This window comes from Streptomyces sp. NPDC058678 (genome assembly GCF_042714835.1).
Taxonomy (GTDB): Bacteria; Actinomycetota; Actinomycetes; order Streptomycetales; family Streptomycetaceae; genus Streptomyces.
Map to the genome: position 1 here is coordinate 33,545 of NZ_JBHXSG010000043.1, position 19,740 is coordinate 53,284.

General features: G+C 70.9%; 17 protein-coding genes and 1 tRNA gene. 7 read left to right on the forward strand and 11 right to left on the reverse strand.

Annotated elements, in window-relative coordinates:
• Positions 1 to 81: 81 nt before the first annotated feature.
• A complete protein-coding gene (locus tag ACFWWR_RS32130) occupies positions 82 to 1,386 on the reverse strand; it encodes a peptidoglycan-binding protein (RefSeq protein WP_384306897.1) in 1,305 nt (434 codons plus the stop codon).
• Between the two features lie 188 nt (positions 1,387 to 1,574).
• Between ACFWWR_RS32130 and ACFWWR_RS32135 the strand changes: the two genes are divergently transcribed.
• From ACFWWR_RS32135 to ACFWWR_RS32145, 3 genes are all read left to right on the forward strand, one after another.
• Positions 1,575 to 1,648 (forward strand) — tRNA-Lys (locus ACFWWR_RS32135).
• Between the two features lie 440 nt (positions 1,649 to 2,088).
• On the forward strand, positions 2,089 to 4,089 hold the full coding sequence (locus ACFWWR_RS32140; RefSeq protein WP_383859236.1) for a glycosyltransferase family 2 protein: 2,001 nt from the start codon (positions 2,089 to 2,091) through the stop codon (positions 4,087 to 4,089).
• On the forward strand, positions 4,086 to 6,023 hold the full coding sequence (locus tag ACFWWR_RS32145) for a galactose oxidase-like domain-containing protein (RefSeq protein WP_384306900.1): 1,938 nt from the start codon (positions 4,086 to 4,088) through the stop codon (positions 6,021 to 6,023). Before ACFWWR_RS32140 ends, ACFWWR_RS32145 begins: the two co-directional genes overlap by 4 nt.
• Positions 6,024 to 6,093: 70 nt before the next feature.
• Here the strand turns inward: ACFWWR_RS32145 and ACFWWR_RS32150 are convergent, their stop codons facing one another.
• Positions 6,094 to 7,116, reverse strand: coding sequence for a glycoside hydrolase family 6 protein (locus ACFWWR_RS32150; protein ID WP_383859242.1), 1,023 nt, complete (start codon positions 7,114 to 7,116; stop codon positions 6,094 to 6,096).
• Between the two features lie 163 nt (positions 7,117 to 7,279).
• On the opposite strand from ACFWWR_RS32150, the gene ACFWWR_RS32155 reads away from it, so the two are divergent.
• Positions 7,280 to 8,053, forward strand: a complete 774-nt coding sequence (locus tag ACFWWR_RS32155; protein WP_384306903.1) for a GAF and ANTAR domain-containing protein — start codon at positions 7,280 to 7,282, stop codon at positions 8,051 to 8,053.
• Positions 8,054 to 8,324: 271 nt separating this feature from the next.
• Here the strand turns inward: ACFWWR_RS32155 and ACFWWR_RS32160 are convergent, their stop codons facing one another.
• The 6 genes from ACFWWR_RS32160 to ACFWWR_RS32185 form a co-directional block, all read right to left on the reverse strand.
• On the reverse strand, positions 8,325 to 9,905 hold the full coding sequence (locus tag ACFWWR_RS32160) for an LPXTG cell wall anchor domain-containing protein (protein ID WP_383859251.1): 1,581 nt from the start codon (positions 9,903 to 9,905) through the stop codon (positions 8,325 to 8,327).
• An 82-nt stretch (positions 9,906 to 9,987) separates the two neighbouring features.
• A complete protein-coding gene (locus ACFWWR_RS32165) occupies positions 9,988 to 10,656 on the reverse strand; it encodes a class F sortase (protein ID WP_384306906.1) in 669 nt (222 codons plus the stop codon).
• Between the two features lie 5 nt (positions 10,657 to 10,661).
• Positions 10,662 to 11,225 carry a hypothetical protein gene (locus ACFWWR_RS32170; RefSeq protein WP_383859257.1) on the reverse strand — a complete coding sequence of 188 codons (564 nt, stop codon included), beginning with the start codon at positions 11,223 to 11,225 and terminating at the stop codon, positions 10,662 to 10,664.
• Positions 11,226 to 11,317: 92 nt separating this feature from the next.
• Positions 11,318 to 12,097 (reverse strand): HAD-IIA family hydrolase, encoded by a 780-nt coding sequence (locus ACFWWR_RS32175; RefSeq protein WP_383859259.1) that lies wholly within the window; start codon positions 12,095 to 12,097, stop codon positions 11,318 to 11,320.
• Between the two features lie 154 nt (positions 12,098 to 12,251).
• A complete protein-coding gene (locus ACFWWR_RS32180) occupies positions 12,252 to 13,061 on the reverse strand; it encodes a hypothetical protein (protein WP_384306908.1) in 810 nt (269 codons plus the stop codon).
• A gap of 228 nt (positions 13,062 to 13,289) precedes the next feature.
• Positions 13,290 to 14,429: an ROK family protein gene (locus tag ACFWWR_RS32185; RefSeq protein ID WP_383859264.1), complete on the reverse strand. Its 1,140-nt coding sequence runs from the start codon at positions 14,427 to 14,429 to the stop codon at positions 13,290 to 13,292.
• A 56-nt stretch (positions 14,430 to 14,485) separates the two neighbouring features.
• Between ACFWWR_RS32185 and ACFWWR_RS32190 the strand changes: the two genes are divergently transcribed.
• From ACFWWR_RS32190 to ACFWWR_RS32200, 3 genes are all read left to right on the forward strand, one after another.
• The gene (locus ACFWWR_RS32190; protein WP_383859267.1) at positions 14,486 to 15,574 is read left to right on the forward strand and encodes a Gfo/Idh/MocA family oxidoreductase; all 1,089 of its coding nucleotides are present in this window, start codon (positions 14,486 to 14,488) and stop codon (positions 15,572 to 15,574) included.
• The gene (locus tag ACFWWR_RS32195) at positions 15,571 to 16,110 is read left to right on the forward strand and encodes a heme-degrading domain-containing protein (RefSeq protein WP_384306911.1); all 540 of its coding nucleotides are present in this window, start codon (positions 15,571 to 15,573) and stop codon (positions 16,108 to 16,110) included. The genes ACFWWR_RS32190 and ACFWWR_RS32195 overlap by 4 nt, the downstream gene beginning before the upstream one ends.
• A gap of 213 nt (positions 16,111 to 16,323) precedes the next feature.
• A complete protein-coding gene (locus ACFWWR_RS32200) occupies positions 16,324 to 17,190 on the forward strand; it encodes an LLM class F420-dependent oxidoreductase (RefSeq protein WP_383859273.1) in 867 nt (288 codons plus the stop codon).
• A gap of 85 nt (positions 17,191 to 17,275) precedes the next feature.
• Here ACFWWR_RS32200 and ACFWWR_RS32205 read toward each other — a convergent pair whose 3' ends face one another.
• The 3 genes from ACFWWR_RS32205 to ACFWWR_RS32215 form a co-directional block, all read right to left on the reverse strand.
• On the reverse strand, positions 17,276 to 18,133 hold the full coding sequence (locus ACFWWR_RS32205; RefSeq protein ID WP_383859276.1) for a fumarylacetoacetate hydrolase family protein: 858 nt from the start codon (positions 18,131 to 18,133) through the stop codon (positions 17,276 to 17,278).
• A gap of 169 nt (positions 18,134 to 18,302) precedes the next feature.
• A complete protein-coding gene (locus tag ACFWWR_RS32210; protein ID WP_383859279.1) occupies positions 18,303 to 19,016 on the reverse strand; it encodes a YidC/Oxa1 family membrane protein insertase in 714 nt (237 codons plus the stop codon).
• Between the two features lie 98 nt (positions 19,017 to 19,114).
• Positions 19,115 to 19,426 (reverse strand): DUF6412 domain-containing protein, encoded by a 312-nt coding sequence (locus tag ACFWWR_RS32215; RefSeq protein ID WP_383859282.1) that lies wholly within the window; start codon positions 19,424 to 19,426, stop codon positions 19,115 to 19,117.
• Positions 19,427 to 19,740: the final 314 nt, after the last annotated feature.

Below are 19,740 nucleotides of genomic sequence, written 5' to 3' on the forward strand. Positions count from 1 at the left end.
CCGCGCCAGATACGCCATGAACAGTGCGTGGGATCGCGAGCAGTGCGTCGTGGGTCCGGGACGGCGAGCGGTCCCCCGGGCCTACGAGAAGAGCCGCCGCCAGGTCTCCGGACCCGGGTGGCCGTCCGCCGCGCCGCCCCGCCAGCCCTGGGCACGCTGGAAGGCCTTGACGCCTCGCCGGTCCGCCTCGCCCCAGCGCGGTCCCGGCCCGGTCGTGTAGTACGTGCCGAACCCCTTCTTCACCAGCTGCTTCCCGAGCTCGGTGACGTACTGGTTGTTCGCCCCGGGCCGGAACATCGCCCGTCCCGGATAGCCGGGCACTCCATGGGAGGAGGGCCCGCCCGTGACGTCCCTGCCCCGCCCCGTCACCAGCAGCGCCCAAGTCCGCGGACCCGGCAGCCCGTCCGCGTCGTCGCCCCACCAGCCCTGGGCCGCCTGGAATGCCTGGGTCGCCCTCCGGTCGGCGTCCGACCAGCGCGGGCCGGGACCGGAGGTGTAGTGGCGCGCGGCGCCGCGTTCGACGAGCATGCGGCCGAGCTCGGTGACGTACTTGTTGTTCGCGCCCGGACCGAAGTACGCCGATCCGGGGAACGGCGTCCCGGCCGGCGCGCCCGGCTTCGCGCTGTCGGACTTCGGGGGGTCCGGTGCCGCCCCCGCCGCGGCGCGGGCGAGCCCCTTGTAGCGGTAGGCGACGTACCGGTCGGAGTGGCTCCAGTAGGCGTACGGGGTGGACTGCCGGCGGACGTGCGGGCGGGTCGCCTCGTAGGCGACGTAGTAGGTGTGCGTGTAGTCCGTCCAGCCGCCGAAGATCACGACGTGCGACCCGTTCTCCGGGTCCGCCGGGTTGTGGAAGAGAAGGATGTCGCCGGGTTGCAGATCGTCCTTCACGATCCGCACCCCGTACCGGCCGAGGCTGCCCGTCCACTCGTTGCCGGGCAGGCTCCAGGCCATCGACACGAAGCCCGAGCAGTCCTGCCGGTACCCGTCGGCCCAGTACCGGCTCATGTTGTACGGCACCTTCGCGGCGACCCACCGCTTGGCCCGGGTGATGATGTCCGCGCGAGTGGTCGGGGGAACCTTCACCGGGCCCGCGGGCCGCCCGCCCGGGCCGTGCAGCGGGGCCTTGCCGCCCTGCGGGGTCTCGGGCTCGTCACCCACGGGAACGCCCGGGCGGGCGGGCACGTGGGGGGCGGCGACCGCCGGTGCCGCATGGCCGGAAACGAGCGCCGTGGAGGCCGCCGCGGCGAGGATCACCGCCCGGTGGGCGGCGGGGTGGCGGCCGGCCGGGGACGACGGGGAATGCGGCAGGACCCGTCGCCAGTGAACGCATCCGGGGCAGTCGCAGTCGCTCGCGGGATCGAATTCCTCGAAGACCGGAGTCGTCATCCGCTTCCCTTCACACTCCAGATGGAAATGTCCGCACCTGTGCACGTTCGCCAGTTTCGCAACTGTCGCCCCGACGCGCATGCTGACGGTCCGAATGATGTACGTACGGCCCCCTCCGGGGCGCCGCCCGGCGGCTCCGGTGGTCCGTGGCACTCTCCGGCATCCGGTAGAGTTGTGCAGGTCAGCGCGCGCCGCTAGCTCAGTTGGTTAGAGCAGCTGACTCTTAATCAGCGGGTCCGGGGTTCGAGTCCCTGGCGGCGCACAGACACGACAGGCCCCCCGCCCAGGCGGGGGGCCTGTCCGCTCTCCGGCCGGGTCCGTCGGCCGATCCGCCGTACACAATGACTCCACAAGGTCCCCACAGGCGCCACAATGAACGCGTATGACCGGTAAACACCGCGTTTCGCATCTTGCGATCATGATGAACACCGTAGAACCCTGGTTTTCAAGATGCTGCGGATACGCGGCAGTTGGGGGGAAGGAGCCGGTTGCCCGGTTGATCGGGGAGAGGGGCCCCGTTCACGACCGGATGCCGAGGGGGGCATCATGCAACCGGAAGGTCGTGGTTCCGTGTCTTGTAAGTGTGGAGCATGTGGTGACTGCGACCCACCGCTGATACGACTGTGAAGGTCGAGGGGGACCTGAGCAGACGTAAGGAAACGACGAAACACGCGGCGTTCCCGCGTGTGGGGGGAATGACTCATGACGTCGACGCCGACGGGCGCCCGGCAGGACCTCGATCCGTCCCAGACCACCCAGCTAAGGGTGGCTTCGCATCGGACCGGTGCCTTCCGCCGGATCAAGAAAACGCTGCCCAAATACGACTACGAGCACTACAGCAGACTGGCCGGTCCCCTCACGCAGCCCGATCCGGGCAAGCCGTACAGGGTGCAGTACCGCTCGTTGATCTCGCAGGAGCCGCACCGCATCAGGGTCGCGCTGATGCTCGCCGCCGCGCCGCTGCTCTCGCTGGTCCTGCTGGCCTGGCTGCTCCAGCCCGAGCACTGGACCGAGCGCGACTACCCGGCCTTCTCCTGGCTGCCCGCGCTCGACATCGTCATGCTCGTCTCGATCGGCCTGATCGAGTTCTTCCGGTGCATGAACGTGCTGTCGAACGCGCACGCCACCCTGGTCGCCCGCGACCCGATCCCGGTGGTGCCCGAGACCGGCACCAGAGTGGCCTTCCTCACCTCCTTCGTTCCCGGCAAGGAACCGCTGGAGATGGTGACGAAGACCCTGGAAGCCGCGGTGCGGATCCGGCACCGCGGCCTCATGCATGTCTGGCTCCTCGACGAGGGCGACGACCCGGCGGTCAAGGAGGTCTGTGAGCGCCTCGGCGTGCACCACTTCTCCCGCAAGGGCGTCGCCAAGTGGAACCAGGCCAAGGGCCCGCACCGCGCCAAGACCAAGCACGGCAACTACAACGCCTGGCTGGACGCGCACGGCGACAACTACGACTTCTTCGCCTCCGTGGACACCGACCACGTGCCGCTGCCGAACTACCTGGAGCGGATGCTCGGCTTCTTCCGCGACCCGAACATCGGCTTCGTCATCGGCCCGCAGGTCTACGGCAACTACGACAACTTCATCACCAAGGCCGCCGAGTCCCAGCAGTTCCTCTTCCACGCGCTGATCCAGCGCGCCGGCAACCGCTACGGCTCGCCGATGTTCGTGGGCACGTCGAACGCCGTGCGCATCAAGGCGCTCAAGCAGATCGGCGGCCTGTACGACTCGATCACCGAGGACATGGCCACCGGCTTCGAGATCCACCGCCACAAGAACCCGGCGACGGGCAAGAAGTGGCGCTCGGTCTACACCCCGGACGTGCTCGCCGTCGGTGAGGGCCCCAGCGCGTGGACCGACTTCTTCACGCAGCAGATGCGCTGGTCCCGCGGTACCTACGAGACGATCCTCAAGCAGTACTGGAAGGGCTGGTACTCGCTGCCGCCGAGCAAGCTCTTCAACTACACGATGATGATCATCTTCTACCCGATGTCCGCCCTCAACTGGATCCTCGCGGCGCTGAGCTGCGCGCTGTTCCTGGGCCTGGGCGCCTCGGGTGTGGACATCGACCCGACCGTGTGGCTGATGCTCTACGGCAACGCCTCCGCGCTCCAGATCGGCCTGTACATCTGGAACCGCCGGCACAACGTCTCCCCGCACGAGCCGGAGGGCTCCGGCGGTGTGGCAGGCATGGTCATGTCCGCCCTGTCGGCGCCGCTCTACGCGAAGGCGCTGGTCGACACCGTCCTGCGGCGCAAGAGCAAGTTCGTGGTCACCCCGAAGGGCGATTCGGCCAGCCCCGACAGGTGGTTCGGCACCTTCCGGTACCACTGGTACTTCATCCTGATCTTCGGCGCGTCGATCACCGCCGGCTTCGTCTTCGGGCACTCGCACCCGGCGATGATCATCTGGGCGATGTTCGCCACCCTGATCACCGCGACGCCGATCTTCGCCTGGCGCCACATGCTGCGCCAGGCGAAGAAGAAGAAGCCCGACGTGCCCACGCAGGAGCCGCAGGACGCGGCTCCCGCCCCTCAGCCCGCTGCTCCCGTGGGGGCGTACGAGCCGCAGCCGCTGCCCGTGCAGCGCACACCGGCCCAGCACGCCCCGCAGCACAAGCCGAGCTGGGCCGCCTCGAACGGGACGGGCGACCAGACCATGCAGATCGCCCTTGGTGGACTTGGGGGACGTAAGGAATGAACGACCGTGCAGGCCGCCGCCGGGCCCGTCGACTCGCGATAGGCACGGCGGTGGTGCTCGCGCTGGCCGGGATGAACGGGCCGTGGCTGTACCGCTTCGGGACCGAGAAATACCACCAGTACCAAATCAACAAGCCCGAGTACAAAGCCGAGAACGGCAAATGGGACGTCATCGAGTTCCCTGAGGAGTACCGGCAGAACACCATCCACGCGGCGCTGCTGCGCACCGGCAAGGTGCTGCTCGTCGCGGGGTCGGGCAACAACCAGGACAACTTCGACGACAAGAAGTTCGACACCCGGATCTGGGACCCGGTCAAGGGCACCATCAAGAAGGTCCCCACGCCCAAGGACCTGTTCTGCACCGGCCACACCCAGCTCGCCAACGGCAACCTGCTGATCGCCGGCGGCACCAAGCGGTACGAGAAGCTGAAGGGTGACGTCACCAAGGCCGGCGGCCTGATGATCGTCCACAACGAGAACCCGGACAAGCCGATCACCCTGCCCGCGGGCACCAAGTTCGTGGGCAAGGAGAACGGCAGGACCTTCGTGTCGAAGGACCCGGTCGTCGTCGAGCGGGCGACGAAGAACTTCGACAAGAAGACCGGCGAGTTCCTCGGCAACACCCCGGGCCTCGGCCGGATCTACGTCGAGGCGCAGAAGAGCGGCGCCAAGTACGAGACGGGCACCCAGGACAACTACACCGTCTCGGGTCTGTCCGGCGCCGATGCCAAGAACACGTACGGCATCGCGCAGAAGCTGGCGCTCGACAAGAAGGACTTCCAGGGCATCCGGGACGCCTTCGAGTTCGACCCGATCGCCGAGAAGTACATCAAGGTCGACCCGATGAAGGAGGCCCGCTGGTATCCGACGCTCACCACCCTGAGCGACGGGAAGGTCCTCAGCGTCTCCGGCCTCGACGACATCGGGCAGTTGGTCCCCGGCAAGAACGAGGTCTTCGACCCGAAGACCCGCAAGTGGACCTACCTGCCGAAGACCATGCAGTTCCCGACGTACCCGGCGCTGTTCCTGATGCAGAACGGCAAGATCTTCTACTCGGGTGCCAACGCGGGCTACGGGCCGGACGACGTGGGCCGCGACCCGGGTGTCTGGGACGTGGACACCAACAAGTTCACCAAGCTGCCCGGACTCAGCGACCCGAACATGCTGGAGACCGCGGGGACCGTGCTGCTGCCGCCGGCGCAGGACGAGAAGTACATGGTGATCGGCGGCGGCGGGGTCGGCGAGTCCCAGCTGTCCAGCAACAAGACACGGCTCATCGACCTGAAGGCGGACAGCCCGAAGTTCGTGGACGGGCCGTCGATGGAGAAGGGCACGCGCTATCCGCAGGCCTCGGTGCTGCCCGACGACACGGTTCTCGTGTCGGGCGGTTCGGAGGACTACCGCGGGCGCGGTGACTCCAACATCCTGCAGGCGCGGCTGTACCACCCGGACACGAAGACGTTCGAGGAGGTCGCCGATCCGCTGGTGGGCCGGAACTACCACTCCGGGTCGCTGCTGCTGCCGGACGGGCGGGTGATGTTCTTCGGTTCGGACTCGTTGTACGCGGACAAGGCGAACACGAAGCCCGGCGAGTTCGAGCAGCGGATCGAGATCTACACGCCGCCGTATCTGTACCAGGGTTCGCGGCCGTCGCTCTCGGGCGGCCCGCAGACCATCGAGCGGGGCGAGTCGGGGACGTTCAGCTCGCAGCACGCCTCCTCGATCAAGTCGGTGCGGCTGATCCGGCCCAGTGCCGCGACGCACGTGACCGATGTCGACCAGCGGTCGATCGCGCTGGACTTCAAGACGTCGGGCAACAAGGTCACCGTGACCGTCCCGGAGAACAAGAACCTTGTTCAGTCGGGGTGGTACATGGTCTTCGTGAACGACGACCAGGGGACGCCGAGCAAGGCGCAGTGGGTCAAGGTTCCCTAGGCCGTGGGCAGCAGTACGCACGTGGGGGCGCCCTCCGTCACGGAGGGCGCCCCCAGTCGTGTGGAAGGGACTATCCGGAAGCCTTGGCCAGCTTCAGTGCGTAGTCCGCCCACCACTCGCCCGCCTTCGGGCCGCCCTTGCACTCGCCGTCCGACTCCCCCGGGCGTTTGACCCAGAGGTAGGCGTCCACCAGGGGGTCCGCCGTCTTGGTCGTCGGGGTCTCCCCCAGCGCCCGGCCGGGCGGGTTGCACCAGCGTTCGTCCTGGTTGCCGCCCGTGTACGGGCCGTTGCCGTTGCGGCTGGTGTCGATGACGAAGGGCTTGTCGCCGACCTTCGAGGAGAGGTTCTTGCCGTAGGCGATGGACTCCTGGGTGGAGTAGAAGTTGGAGACGTTGACCGAGAAGCCGTCGGCCTGGTCGACGCCCGCGCGCCGGAGGGGCTCGAAGATCTGGTCGGGGTTGCCCCAGCCGGCGTTGCCCGCGTCTATGTAGACCTTGGTGTTCTCCAGGGTCTTGAGCTTGCCGACGGCCTCCTTGAGGAGGGCGTAGCGCTCCTCGTGGAACTCCTCGCCGGTGCAGCCGTCGACCAGGTGCAGTACGGCGTCGGGCTCCAGGACCACCGTGGCCGAGCGGTCGCCGATGCCCTTGGCCACGCCGTCGATCCAGGTCCGGTAGGCGTCGCCGTCGGCGGCGCCTCCTTGCGAGTACTGGCCGCAGTCGCGGTGCGGGATGTTGTAGAGGACCAGCAGCGCCGTGCGGTCGGCCTTCTCGGCGGCCTCGGTGAAGCCGCGCGCCTCCTGTTCCGGGTCCTCCACGCCGATCCACTCGCCGGTCGGCTGCTCGGCGATCTTGCGGATCTGCTCGGCCTCCGCCTTCTTGCCGGACTTCTCGTAGGCGGCGACCTGCTCCGCCGCGTTGCCGGCCGGGTTGACCCAGAAAGGGTCACTCGCCTTGGGCTGTTGCGTGATCCCGGCGCCGGCGCCGTCCTTCTCCTCGTCGTCCCCGTCCCCCGACGAGGAGCACCCCGCGATCAGCAGTGCCGCCCCCAGCACCGCCGCGGAAGCGCGTGTTCGAGCCCCCCTGCTGACGTACATCCAACCCCCCTTGGGTGCACCGTTCCAAGCCCCAATCCTGACACACCCGTCGCGCGGCCCTCGACGGCGTCCGGGCCTTGTCCAAGAGCTGTTACAGCACCCATGGTCCGGGTAGGCGCGCGCCTGCACGGGGGCGCTCGGCACCAGTAGGAGAGTGCTCGCGATGCGGTACACCACCAGGGAGTTCCGGCTGGCGGCGGCACTGGTGGAGGCGGCGGACACGCTCACCGACGGCTTCGAGGCCACGCCCTGCCTGCAACGGGTCTCCGACCACTGCGTCGAACTGCTGTCCGCACGCACGGCCGGGATCATGCTCATGGACGGCGGAGAGGCGGTGTCGCCGGCCTGCAGCAGCCGGCACCAGGGCGTGGCGCTCGACCTGCTGGAGGCGCAGCACGGCGGCGGGCCCTGTCTGGAGAGCTACGGCTCCGGGAAGCCGGTGCCGCCGGTGTCCATCCGGGTGGCCCACGCGGACGCCCGCTGGCCGGCCTTCACCGAGCGGGCCCTCAGGCACGACATCGTGGCGACCTACGCGGTCCCGCTGCGCCGCCGCGAGACCCTGCTGGGCGCGCTGAACGTGTTCGTGCCGACGCCGCCCTCCTCGCCGAAGGACGGCACGGCCCAGGAGCTGCTGGTGGCGCAGGCGATGGCCGACGCGGCGGCGGTCGGTCTGCAGAACCACCGCACGTACAGCCAGTACCGCACCCTGTCCGGGCAGTTGCGGCAGGCCCTGTCCAGCAGGGTGCGCATCGAACAGGCCAAGGGCATGCTCGCCGAGCGCCGGCAGGTCGGCGCCGACCAGGCGTTCACCGCGCTGCGCCGGCACGCCCGGCGGCGCCGACTGCCGCTGGACCGGGTGGCGAGCGCGATGATCGAAGGGCTGGCGGACGACGACGCCGAACTGCGCGGGGAGACGCCGCCCGGCGGGACGCCGTAGAAATCGCGTACCGCCCTGTCCTCCTTCGCATCACCAGCGCGGATGACGCAGAGCCACCGGACGGGAACTTGGCGTCGATCGACCTCTAGGCCGCGGCGCTCATCCACCCTAGAGTCGTTGCATACGGCCCCAGCCCCCGGCCACTCAGGCCTCCCGCGCAGGCGCCGGGTCACTCCCGCAGCCCGTGCGCGCGCGGTCGAGGACCAGCCCGGTCGGCGGCTTTGGGGGGAGCGGGCCGCCGACCGGGCCGGGTGTGACCCGGAACCACCTGTCAGGCCCGGTTGCGCCTGACGAACAGGACCAGTGCGCCGCCGAGCAGGAGCGCGCCCGTGGCGGCGGCGGCCGCCAGGGGCAGGGTGCCGCTGCTGCCGGTGGAGGCGAGGGAGCCGGTACCGGTGGCGTCGTCGGCCGCGGAGACCGTCTGGGTCCGGGGGCTGTTGCCGTCGGTCCCGGGGGCGGTGGACGCCGACGCGGAGGCACTCGGCGCGGGGGCGCCGCCGTTGCCGCCGCCCTCGACCTCGACCGTGACGGGCGCGGTGTCGTTGCCGTGCTTGTCGTCGAAGGTCATGGTGTTGCCGTACTGCGTGGTCGCCAGGACCTCACCGCTGGTGGTCACGGCGTTCGCACGGATCTGCAGGCCGAACCGGAAGGAACGGGTGTCACCGACCGCGAACTGGAGCGGCCGGGGGTGGCAGATGTACTGCGGCGCGCCCGGCGTCTGTTCACCGGTACCGGCCTCGGCCTCGTCGTTCCACACGCTGCAGCGGTCGGGGATCTCCACCGCCTTGGTGCCGGTGGGGACCGTCACCAGCAGCGCGGGCTGGTCGTCGCTGGCGTTGTAGCCGACCCAGCCCGGGCCCTCGTTGCTCAGGGAGACGTCCACGTGCACCAGGTCGCCCGGTGCGCCCTCGGCGGTGTCGCCGCCCGCGACCATGTCGGCGGTGCTGTCGGCGTCGATGTGCCGTCGGCTGATCGGTGTGCCGTCGGTGGCCGCGGCTCCGGCGGCGACCAGGGAGAGCGCGGGACCGTTCCCCGCGGGAGGCTTGGTGTCGCCGCCGGACAGGGGCAGGGCCTCGTGGCTGAAGTACTCGAACAGGGCCTGCGGGGTCAGGTCCAGCTTGACCGGCTGGTCCAGCCGGTAGCTCTTGCCGGGCTCGACGACCGTGTCGAACGTGCACAGCGCCTGCTCCGTCAGACCGTAGGCGTCCCCGACGGCCTTGGAGTACACGCAGTTGGAGAAGCGGTCCGCGTACGCGAGTCCGATGGTGGTGCGCAGCTGCAGCTGGACCCCGTCGGCGGGCAGCGTGCCGGTGTTGCTGATGGTGACCGGGGACTCGATCGTGGATCCGGGCTTGTCGCCCTTCCGGTCGGGCAGCTTGTTCACCGTCAACTCGGTCGTTCCCGCCGTCAGTTCGACGGGGACGGAGACCACGGTGCCGTTGGACGACGTGCCGCTCAGGGTCACCGTGCCGGTGGTACCGAGCGGCGTGCCGGGCTCGGCGTTCACATCCACGATGTAGCCGGCCTTGTTGCCCTCGGGGACGTCCGCGATCGCCGGCCAGGAGAAGGTGTCGAGCGACTTCCCGTTGACCGTGACCCAGTCCTTGACGTCGCTGAGGTCCACGCTGATGGTGACGTCCTTCGCCGCGCCGGGCCCGTCGTTCTTCAGGTACCAACCGATCTGCGGCGGATCGTCGCTGGGCGGTACGGGCAGCCCGATGCTGTCGCTCCGCAGTTCGATGTGTACGACCGGGCCGTCGGCCGCCTGGGCGGACGTGGCGGGCAGCCATGCGGCGACGGCGGCCGCGAAGGCGGCCAGAACCGCCCCCGTCTTGCGTCGGCGGTTGATCATCCCTGGGTCCCTCCCCGCGGGGCGAACCTCGCCCCGCCAGCCACTCAGACACCCGCCAGCCACCCAGGGTTGTACGGGAGTTCTAGAGACCGCTGCCCGTGAGGTACGCCGAGACGATCACGTTCGCCGTGTAGCTGCGGCTCGCCCGGTCGAAGCTGCCGCCGCAGGTGATCAGGCGCAGCTCGGCCCGTCCGGTCTGGCGTGGGCCGTAGGCCTGCTGTGCGTCGAAGTGGTCGCGGGTGACGACCCGGACGTCGTCGACGGTGAACTCGGCGACCTTGCCGTCGTCGCGTATCACCCGGACCGTCTCGCCGGGCTTGAGGGAGCTGAGCTTGTAGAAGACGGCGGGCCGGGTCTCGGTGTCGACGTGCCCCACCATCAGTGCGGTCCCGGCCGCCCCCGGCCGCACGCCCCCGGCGTACCACCCCACGACCCCCGACAGCCCGAACGGCGGCGGGTCGATCGCTCCTTCCCTGTCCAGCCCTCGCGCCACCACGGGCGCCTGCACCCCGAGGTAGGGAATGTCGACGCGCTGCGGCAGGGCCGCACCGAGCGGGCGGTGCGCGGGCGGCAGCTCCACCTCCGGCGGCCGCCCGACCGCCGCCATGTCGCCCGTGGTGGGCGCTGATATCCCCGGTCGTACGTCGGTCACCTCGCGTCCCCACAGCCACAACCCGAGCAGCAGCACCGCCCAGGCCACGCCGGTCATCAGACGGCCGGTGCCGGAGGAATGTCGTTCGTGGTCGGACATGGCGGTCAGCCCGTCCTGCGGCTCCGGCGGGTACTCCGGAGCGCGACGGCCACCGCGGCGCCCGCGGCGAGGATCAGCCCGATCACGGCGTGCCCGGTGCCGGGTCCGGCGGCGCGGGCGTCCTCGGCGGCGTCCGCTACCGCGAGGCGCGCGGTGCCGCCGCCTCCGGCGCGCACGGGGGCGACCGGGGAGGCGGGGGTGGTGGGCTGGTGTGCGGACCGGTCGGACCCCGGTGTCTTCTCCACGACGGTCAGGGCGGCCTTGCGGTCGCTGTCCCCGCAGGTGACCTTCACCTCGTAGGAGCCCGCCCTGACCGAGGCGCGCACGCGGGTCTCGCCGACGAGCGTGCCGTCGGTACCGGTGAGCTCGAGGTCCGCGACGAAGGCCACCGAGACGGCCGTGGCGGTCCGGGCCGTGCAGTCCGAGACCCGCAGCGCGATGTCGGTGCCGGGGGCGGGGGACGAGGGGGTCACCACGATGCCGGTGCCTCCGTCCGTCGCGTACGCCGTCGGGGTGAGAGCGGCGGCGACCATGAGACCGGAACAGAGAGTGAGACTTGCAGAACCCATCGTGAACCTCCAGATGTCTGGAGCCTCCCTCTCGGGCCGCGGCCCCGCATCCTCAGCGGGGCCGCACTGCTCCGAACGGGTCAGAAAGGGTTTCAGACCCGGTCGACGAGGTCCGCGATCGAGTCCACGACCCTGGACGGCCGGTACGGGAAGTTCTCGACCTGCTCGGGCCGGGTCAGGCCGGTGAGCACCAGGAACGTCTGCATTCCGGCCTCTATGCCGGCCAGGACGTCGGTGTCCATGCGGTCGCCGATCATGGCGCTGGTCTCGGAGTGCGCGCCGATCGCGTTGAGCCCGGTCCGCATCATCAGCGGGTTCGGCTTGCCCGCGAAGTACGGCTGCCTGCCGGTCGCCTTGGTGATCAGCGCGGCGACGGCTCCGGTCGCCGGGAGCGGGCCCTCGGTGGAGGGGCCGGTCTCGTCGGGGTTGGTGGCGATGAAGCGGGCGCCGGCCTCGATGAGCCGTACGGCCTTGGTCATGGCCTCGAAGGAGTACGTGCGGGTCTCGCCGAGGACGACGTAGTCCGGCTCGTGGTCGGTGAGGATGTAGCCGATGTCGTGCAGCGCGGTGGTCAGGCCCGCCTCGCCGATCACGTACGCCGAGCCTCCCGGCCGCTGGTCGTCCAGGAACTGGGCGGTGGCCAGCGCCGAGGTCCAGATGGACTCGACCGGCACGTCCAGGCCCATGCGCCGCAGCCGGGCGTGCAGATCGCGCGGGGTGTAGATCGAGTTGTTCGTGAGGACCAGGAAGGGCTTCCCGGACTCCTTCAGCCTCTTGAGGAATTCCTCGGCGCCGGGAATCGGTATGCCCTCGTGGATGAGCACACCGTCCATGTCGGTGAGCCACGACTCGATGGGCCTGCGGTCTGCCATGTGCGGGATCTCCTGCCGTACGCATGCCGCATGAACGCGGTGCTGGGTGCGCCCCAGCCTAGACAGTGGCCGGATCTTGGGGGAATGGCCAGTTTCCGTGGAGATGACCGCAGACCGGATCAGCGGCGTCCGCGGGAGATGACCGCAGGCCGGATCAGCGGCGTCCGCGGGCCAGCAGCAGGGCACCGCCGGTGACGAGCAGCAGGGCGACGGCCGCGAGGGCGACGGCCGCGCGGAGGCCGGTGAGGGCGAGTTCCTGGGCCTCGCGGGTGAAGGGGAGTCGGGTGGTGGGGCTGGGGGTGGGGGTTGAGGTCGCGGTGGGGGTTGGGGTCGCGGTGGGGGTGTGGGGGGCGGATTCGGGGGCCGGTGTGCGCTCGGGGGGAGGTTCCGTGCCGATGCCGAAGCGGTAGTCGTTGGACTGGCCGATCCACTCGCCGTCGTCGTCGTGGCGTTGTACGACGGCCGCGTTGGCGGTGACCTCGTTCGGTACGGCATCCGAGGTGAGAGCGAGCCGGACCTTCACCGTGAGGGTCTTTCCCGGGCCGACGGTGAACCCGGGAAAGCCGGCCCGCTCGTCGGCGAAGGCGCCCACGAGCTCGTCGGCGTCGGTGCGCTCGAAGCGGACGGGGTGGGGACGATTACTGCCCCGCGCTGTGCCGTCGTAGAACTCCAGGCGGGGTTGGGAGGGTTCCAGGGCCCGCTTCTCGTCGGCGAGGACGACGACCGGGTGGATGCTCCCGCAGGTCCGGGTGGTGGTGTTGGTGAGGTCCAGGTACCAGGTGCCGTAACCGCCCCCGGCCTCGTACGAGCGGGGTCCACCGTGGATACGCGTGGTGACCGGAAAGCCCCGGTCCCCGAGGGCGGCACAGGAACCGCCGTCGTCGGCATACGCCGACACGGGGACGAGCGCGGCGGCGGCTGCTGCGAGGCAGAGGGACACGGGCACGGGCATGGGCAGTCGCATGAACACATGACCATGCCGGGTGGGAGTGGTCCGGCGAGGGTGCCATGCCGGACGGGGGCACGGAGGGGGCGGGATTCCGCCCGATTGGCGGGGGGCGCGGCACCCCGTCACACCGCGGGCAGTCGTGCCGCCGGGGCGACACGGGCGGGCGCGGGCGGCACCCCGCCGGCGCCGGACTGCGCGATCCGCCCCGCCCGGCCACAGCCGACCCGCACGCACGGACCGGCGTCACCCGTCCCCCCGCCCGAACAACGGCGCCAGCAGCAACTGAGCCGCCCCTTCCGCGACCCCGCCGGAGGCGACCCGCACCGGTACCGCACCAGCACGCCCCGCGCGCGCGTCGAGAACCGCCGCGACCCCTCGTAGGAAAGCCTCCGGCGCCGCGGTGACCGTACGGCCGCCGAGCAGGACGAGGTCGATGTCCAGGAGACCGACGAGGTTCGCGGCGCCCTCCCCCAGTACCCGCGCCGCCTTCTCGACCTCGCCCCGAGCCACCGCGCCCAGGCACAGGGTCTCGACGCAGCCCCGGTTCCCGCACTCGCAGCGCGGCCCGTCCAGCTGGATGACCTGGTGTCCGAACTCCCCCGCCCCGGTCCGCGCCCCCCGGTGCACCGCCCCGCCGATCACCAGCCCGGCGCCGAGTCCCGTACCGAGGTAGAGATAGGCGAAGGACCCGCCCGCCCCGCCCTCGCCCGCCACCGCCAGTCCGAGCGCCGCCGCGTTGGTGTCCTTGTCGACGACGACCGGCACCCCGAGCCGCCGTACCAGCGCGTCCCGCAGTGGAAAGCCGTCCCACCCGGGAAACCCGGTGACCCGGTGCAGCACGCCCCGGGCGTGATCGAGGGGGCCGGGGAGGGCCACCCCGACACCGAGGAGGGTGGTGACATCGACGAGGGGGTGGGCAGCAGGGGCACCGCCCCCCACCAGCCCCTCGACCTCCCGCGCCACCGCCCCCACCACGGCATCCGCGCCCGCCCCCAGGTCCAGCGGCGCCCGGCGTTCGGCCACCACGGTGCCGTCCAGGTCGACCAGGACCGTACGCAGCTCGTCCCGGTCCAGGTGCGCTCCGACCGCGTGGCCCGCTCCCGGCACGAGCCGCAGTACCGTCCGCGGCTTCCCGCCCGTCGACGCCCGGCGCCCGGCCTCCGCTGCCAGGCCCTCCGTCCGCAGCCGGGCCGTGATCTTGCTGACCGCCTGAGGGGTCAAGCCCGTCCGCTCGGCGAGTTCGAGGCGGCTGATGCCCTCCGTGCCGGCCGTGCGCAGCAGGTCGAGCACCAGCGCGGTGTTGTGGCTGCGCAGGGCGAGCAGGTTCACCCCTGCCGCGCCGCCGCCCACCCCTGCGTCATTGCCGCCCCTCGCCCTGTTCACGCTCCCATTGTCCCCGGCGCTTGCACTTTGGCAACAGCGTTGTGAAAGTGGAGGTCATGACTGGACGCAAGACTGCTGGTACCCCCCTCCGCGTGGGCCTCGTGGGCTACGGCCTCGCCGGCTCCGTCTTCCACGCCCCGCTGATCGCCGCGACCGAGGGCCTCGCCCTGGACACCGTGGTCACCTCGAACCCGGAGCGGCAGGAGCAGGCCCGCGCCGAGTTCCCGGACGTGCGCCCCGCCGCCACGCCGGACGAGCTGTTCGACAGGGCCGCCGAGCTGGACCTGGTCGTCATCGCGTCCCCGAACAAGACGCACGTCCCGCTCGCCACCGCCGCCCTGAAGGCCGGCCTGCCCGTGGTCGTGGACAAGCCCGTCGCCGGCACCGCCGCCGAGGCACGCGAGCTGGCGGCCCTCGCCGAGGAGCGCGGCCTGCTCCTGTCCGTCTTCCAGAACCGCCGCTGGGACAACGACTTCCTGACCCTGCGCAAGCTCCTGGCGGAGGGCGAGCTGGGGGACGTGTACCGCTTCGAGTCCCGCTTCGAGCGCTGGCGGCCACAACTGAAGGGCGGCTGGCGGGAGTCCGGCGACCCGGCAGAGATCGGAGGTCTGCTCTACGACCTCGGCAGCCACCTCGTCGACCAGGCGCTGGTCCTCTTCGGCCCCGCCGCCTCCGTGTACGCCGAGTCGGACCTCCGCCGGCCGGGCGCGGAGACGGACGACGACACGTTCATCGCCCTCACGCACAGCAGCGGGGTCCGCACCCACCTGTACGCCTCCGCGACCACCGCCCAACTCGGCCCCCGCTTCCGGGTGCTGGGCTCGAAGACGGGCTACGTGAAGTACGGCCTCGACCCGCAGGAGGCGGACCTGCGGGAGGGCGGGCGCCCCGGCGGGACCGGCGAGTGGGGCGCGGAGCCCGAGTCGCTGTGGGGCCGGGTCGGGGCCGGCGAGTCCCCGCTGACCGGCGGCGGCCGCGCCGAACCGACCCTTCCCGGCGACTACCCGGCCTACTATGCGGCCGTGGCCAGGGCCCTTGCCGACGGCGGTCCCAACCCGGTGACCGCGCTGGAGGCGGCCGCCGCCCTCGACGTACTGGAGGCGGCGCGCCGTTCGGCCCGTGACGGAGTGGCGGTGTCGCTGTGACGCAGAACCAGTCGCACAATCAGTCGCGCAACCAGTCGCACAACCAGGAGATCACCCCGAAGTTCCACCCGGAGCTCACCCCGCCCCTGGAGGAGTTGGAGGCGCAGGAACGCCGTCTGGTCTTCCGCCAGTTCACGTACGACGACGCGTGGGCGCTGGGCTCCCTCATCGTCGACCTGGCCCGCGAACGCCAGGCCCCCGTCGCCGTCGACATCCACCGCGCCGGCCAGCAGCTCTTCCACGCGGCGCTGCCCGGCTCCGCCCCCGACAACGACGCCTGGATCACCCGCAAGCGCCGGGTCGTGGAGCGCTACGGCTCGGCCTCCTACCTGGTGGGCGCCCGCTTCCGCGCCAAGGGCACGACGTTCGAGGAGTCCTCCCGCCTGGACCCGGACCAGTACGCGGCCCACGGCGGTTCCTTCCCGATCACCGTGGAGGGCGTGGGCGTGATCGGCGCGGTGACGGTCTCGGGGCTGCCGCAGTTGCAGGACCACCGGTTCGTCGTGGAGGCGCTGGAGCAGTTCCTGGGGCTCTGACCGGTCGAGCAGTGACCGGTCGAGCAGTGACCGGTCGGCAGTGACCGGTCGGCAGTGATCGGTGGAGCAGTGACCGGTCGGCAGTGATCGGCGGAGCAGTGATCCGTCGAACACCGGCCGGTCGAGCAGCGACCGGGCACTGCGGGAAGATCTCGGGGCACCCTCCGGTTGGCATCGCTGTACGACACACGCACCGACTGGAGGGGCCACCCCATGAGCCACGCGCTGAAGGAATCCATCGGACGGTACGGCGTCTGGAGCGTCGGCCTGCGCTCGGAGGACCCGGACCGGCGCGGGGAACTCGCCGAGGCCGCAGCCGAGTTGGAGCAGCTCGGGTTCGGCGCGGTGTGGCTGGGCGGCAACAGTTCCGCACGCAACGCCGCCCCGCTCCTGGAAGCCACCTCGACGCTCACGGTCGGCACCAGCATCCAGAGCATCTGGGAGCACGGGGCCGCCGACAGCGCCGCGAGCTTCGCCGATCTGGAGGCCGCCCACCCCGGCCGCTTCGTCCTGGGCCTCGGCGTCAGCCACGCCAAGGCCACGGACCAGTACCGCCGCCCGTACTCGGCCCTGGTCGCCTACGTCGACGCCCTGGACGAGGCGGCCGTACCGGCGGGCCGTCGCCTCCTGGCCGCCCTCGGCCCGAAGACGCTGGAACTGTCCCGCGACCGGGCGGCCGGCTCGATCCCGTACCTGGTCACCCCCGAGCACACCGCCTACGCCCGCGAGATCCTCGGCGAGGCCCCGCTCCTGGCCCCCGAACTGGCGGTCGTCCTGGAGACGGACCCGACTCGCGCCCGCACGCTGGCCCGGGAGTTTCTCGCCATGTACCTCACCCTCCCGAACTACACGAACAACTTCCTGCGCCACGGCTTCACCGAGGACGACCTCGCGAACGGCGGCAGCGACCGTCTGGTCGACGCGCTGTTCGCGTGGGGCGACGAGACGACGGTCCGCGCCCGCATCGACGCGTTCCACGAAGCGGGCGCGGACCATGTGGCGTTGCAGGTGGTGGACGGCGAGCCGAGGGACGTTCTGCCGAGGGCAGCTTGGCGTCGGCTCGGGGACCTGCTGGCCTGAAGGGGCGCGGGGAACTGCGCGACCAGCCACCGGCAACGCGCAGCCGACAGCGCACCCGCAGTTCCCCGGCTCCCCCCGCGGAGCGCTAGGCGTCCTTGAACTCCTGCCGCTGCCGGCCGAGCCCCGCGATCTCCAGCTCCACCACGTCACCGGCCCGAAGGAACGGCTTCGGCTCGGGCGCACCGAGCGCAACCCCCGACGGCGTCCCCGTGTTGATCACGTCACCGGGATACAGGGTCATGAACTGGCTGACGTACCGCACCACTTCCCCGACGGGGAAGATCTGCTCGGCCGTCGTGCCGTCCTGCTTCAGCTCCCCGTTGACCCACAGCTTCAGCGACAGATCCTGCGGATCGGCCACCTCGTCCGCCGTCACCAGCCACGGCCCCAGGGGGTTGAACGTCTCGCAGTTCTTCCCCTTGTCCCAGGTCCCGCCCCGCTCGATCTGGAACTCCCGCTCGGACACGTCGTGCGCCACCGCGTACCCGGCGACACACCCGAGCGCCTCCTCCGTGGACTCCGCATACCGAGCCGTACGCCCGATGACGACCGCCAGCTCGACCTCCCAGTCGGTCTTCACCGACCCGCGAGGGACCAGAACCGTGTCGTACGGCCCGACCACCGTGTCCGCGGCCTTGAAGAAGATCACGGGCTCGGCGGGCGGCTCGGCCCCCGTCTCCCGCGCGTGGTCGTGGTAGTTCAGCCCGATGCACACGATCTTGCCGATCCGTGCGAGCGGCGGTCCGACCCGCAGCCCGGTGGCGTCCAGCGCGGGCAGCGAACCCGCGTCGACGGCGGCGCGGATCCGGCCGAGCGCGGCGTCGTCGGCGAGCAGCGGTCCGTCGATGTCCGGTACGACGCCGGACAGATCCCGCAGGGTTCCCTCGGCGTCGAGCAGCGCGGGCCGCTCCGATCCCGCCGTACCGACTCGCAGCAGCTTCATGGTCACAATCTCCCTCGATCGCGGGCACGTCGACCGACGGGTGCAGCCATCGGATGACTGGTCGATCGTCCAAGGTCGGCGTCCAGTCCGCAATACCCGGTTCACGGACTGGACCGGTGGCCTCCAACCCCAGGACTCGGCGCGGACTCGGCGCGGACTCGGCGCGGGCTCAGCGGTAGAGCACCGCCCGCTCCACCGCACTCCACGTCGTGCTGGTCACCACGTACAGCGCGGCGGCCAGCGGCACCACCGCCACGGTGAAGAGCGTGAAGAAGGACATGAACGGCATGACCTTGGTCATCGCACCCACCCCGGGCACCTGCTCGCCGCCTCCCACCGGAATCGCCGGATTCGCGGCCATCATCCGCTTCGTACGGCGGTAGTTGAACACGGCCACCACGGCGACGAACACGAACAGCCCGACGTAGACGAGCCCGGCGGCCCCGAACGCCCCGCCGTCGCCGAGCGCGTCCGCCCAGCGGTCGCCGAGGGGGGCGGCGAACAGCTGGTGCGAGAGGAGTCCGTTCGCCTGTCCGCCGATCCGCGTGTTGGAGAACAGGTGGTAGAGGAGGAAGAACGCGGGCATCTGGAACAGGCTCGGCATGCAGCCCGACAGCGGCGACACCTTCTCCTCGGCGTGCAGCTCCATCACGGCCTTCTGGAGCTTCGCGGAGTCCTTCCCGTGCTTCTTCCTGAGCTCCGCGACCTTCGGCTGGAGCGCGGCCCGGGCCTTCTGTCCCCGCGCGGCGGCCCGGGACAGGGGATGCACGAGGAGTCGTACGAACGCGGTGAACAGGACGATCGCGGCGGCCGCCGCGGTCGCGCCGAACAGCGGCTGGAGCAGGTCGGCGAGATGCCGGACCAGATCGGCGAAAACGGACATGGGTGAGCCCTCCGAGGGTCTCGTCGTGCCGGGTGATGAACGACGGCATGACGACCCGCGCGGGGCGGCGGTGGAGTGTGGGGGGTGCGGCTGATGCCCTACGCGACGGTCGTCAGGAGGGCGCGCCCCGGCGCTCGGGGCCGTGTGCGCCCCTTCGCGTCGGGGTCGCGTTGCGTCAGGAACGCCGTACGGCGGGCGCGGTCGCGGATGGCCGTACGCACCCGGGTGGGCGGCACGGCGAGCGCGGAGCGGGAGGCGAGGAGCGAGCAGGCGGCGAACGCGGAACCGGCCGCGGCGGTCGCGGCGAGCGCGACGGTCGCGGAGAGGCTGCCGGCATCGAGCATCACGACGTCGAGGAAGAGGATCAGCAGGAGGGCGGCGGGACGCAGATTCGCCAGATTGCGGATCATGGGGCGGGCCCTCCTCTCGTGCGTCGGCCGGTACGTGTACGTCAGTTTGTCCTGCCCTTGGTTATACCTGATCGGGCTCGGCGTGGGGGTGGCCCGTCCGGCCCGCCCGGAGACGAGCTGATCGCGGGCCGCCGACCGCCGGCAGCAGGCCACTGGTGCCGGACCGCTGATCGCAGCCGCGTGTTCGGTACCTCGCACGCCTTCCTCTACAGGTTTCGAAAAGGGCTGTCACATCCCTGTACAACCCCACACGCCACACCCGATGCTTCCTCGTGGCACGAACGGGGACAGGCCACGACTCCGGTTCAGGGACC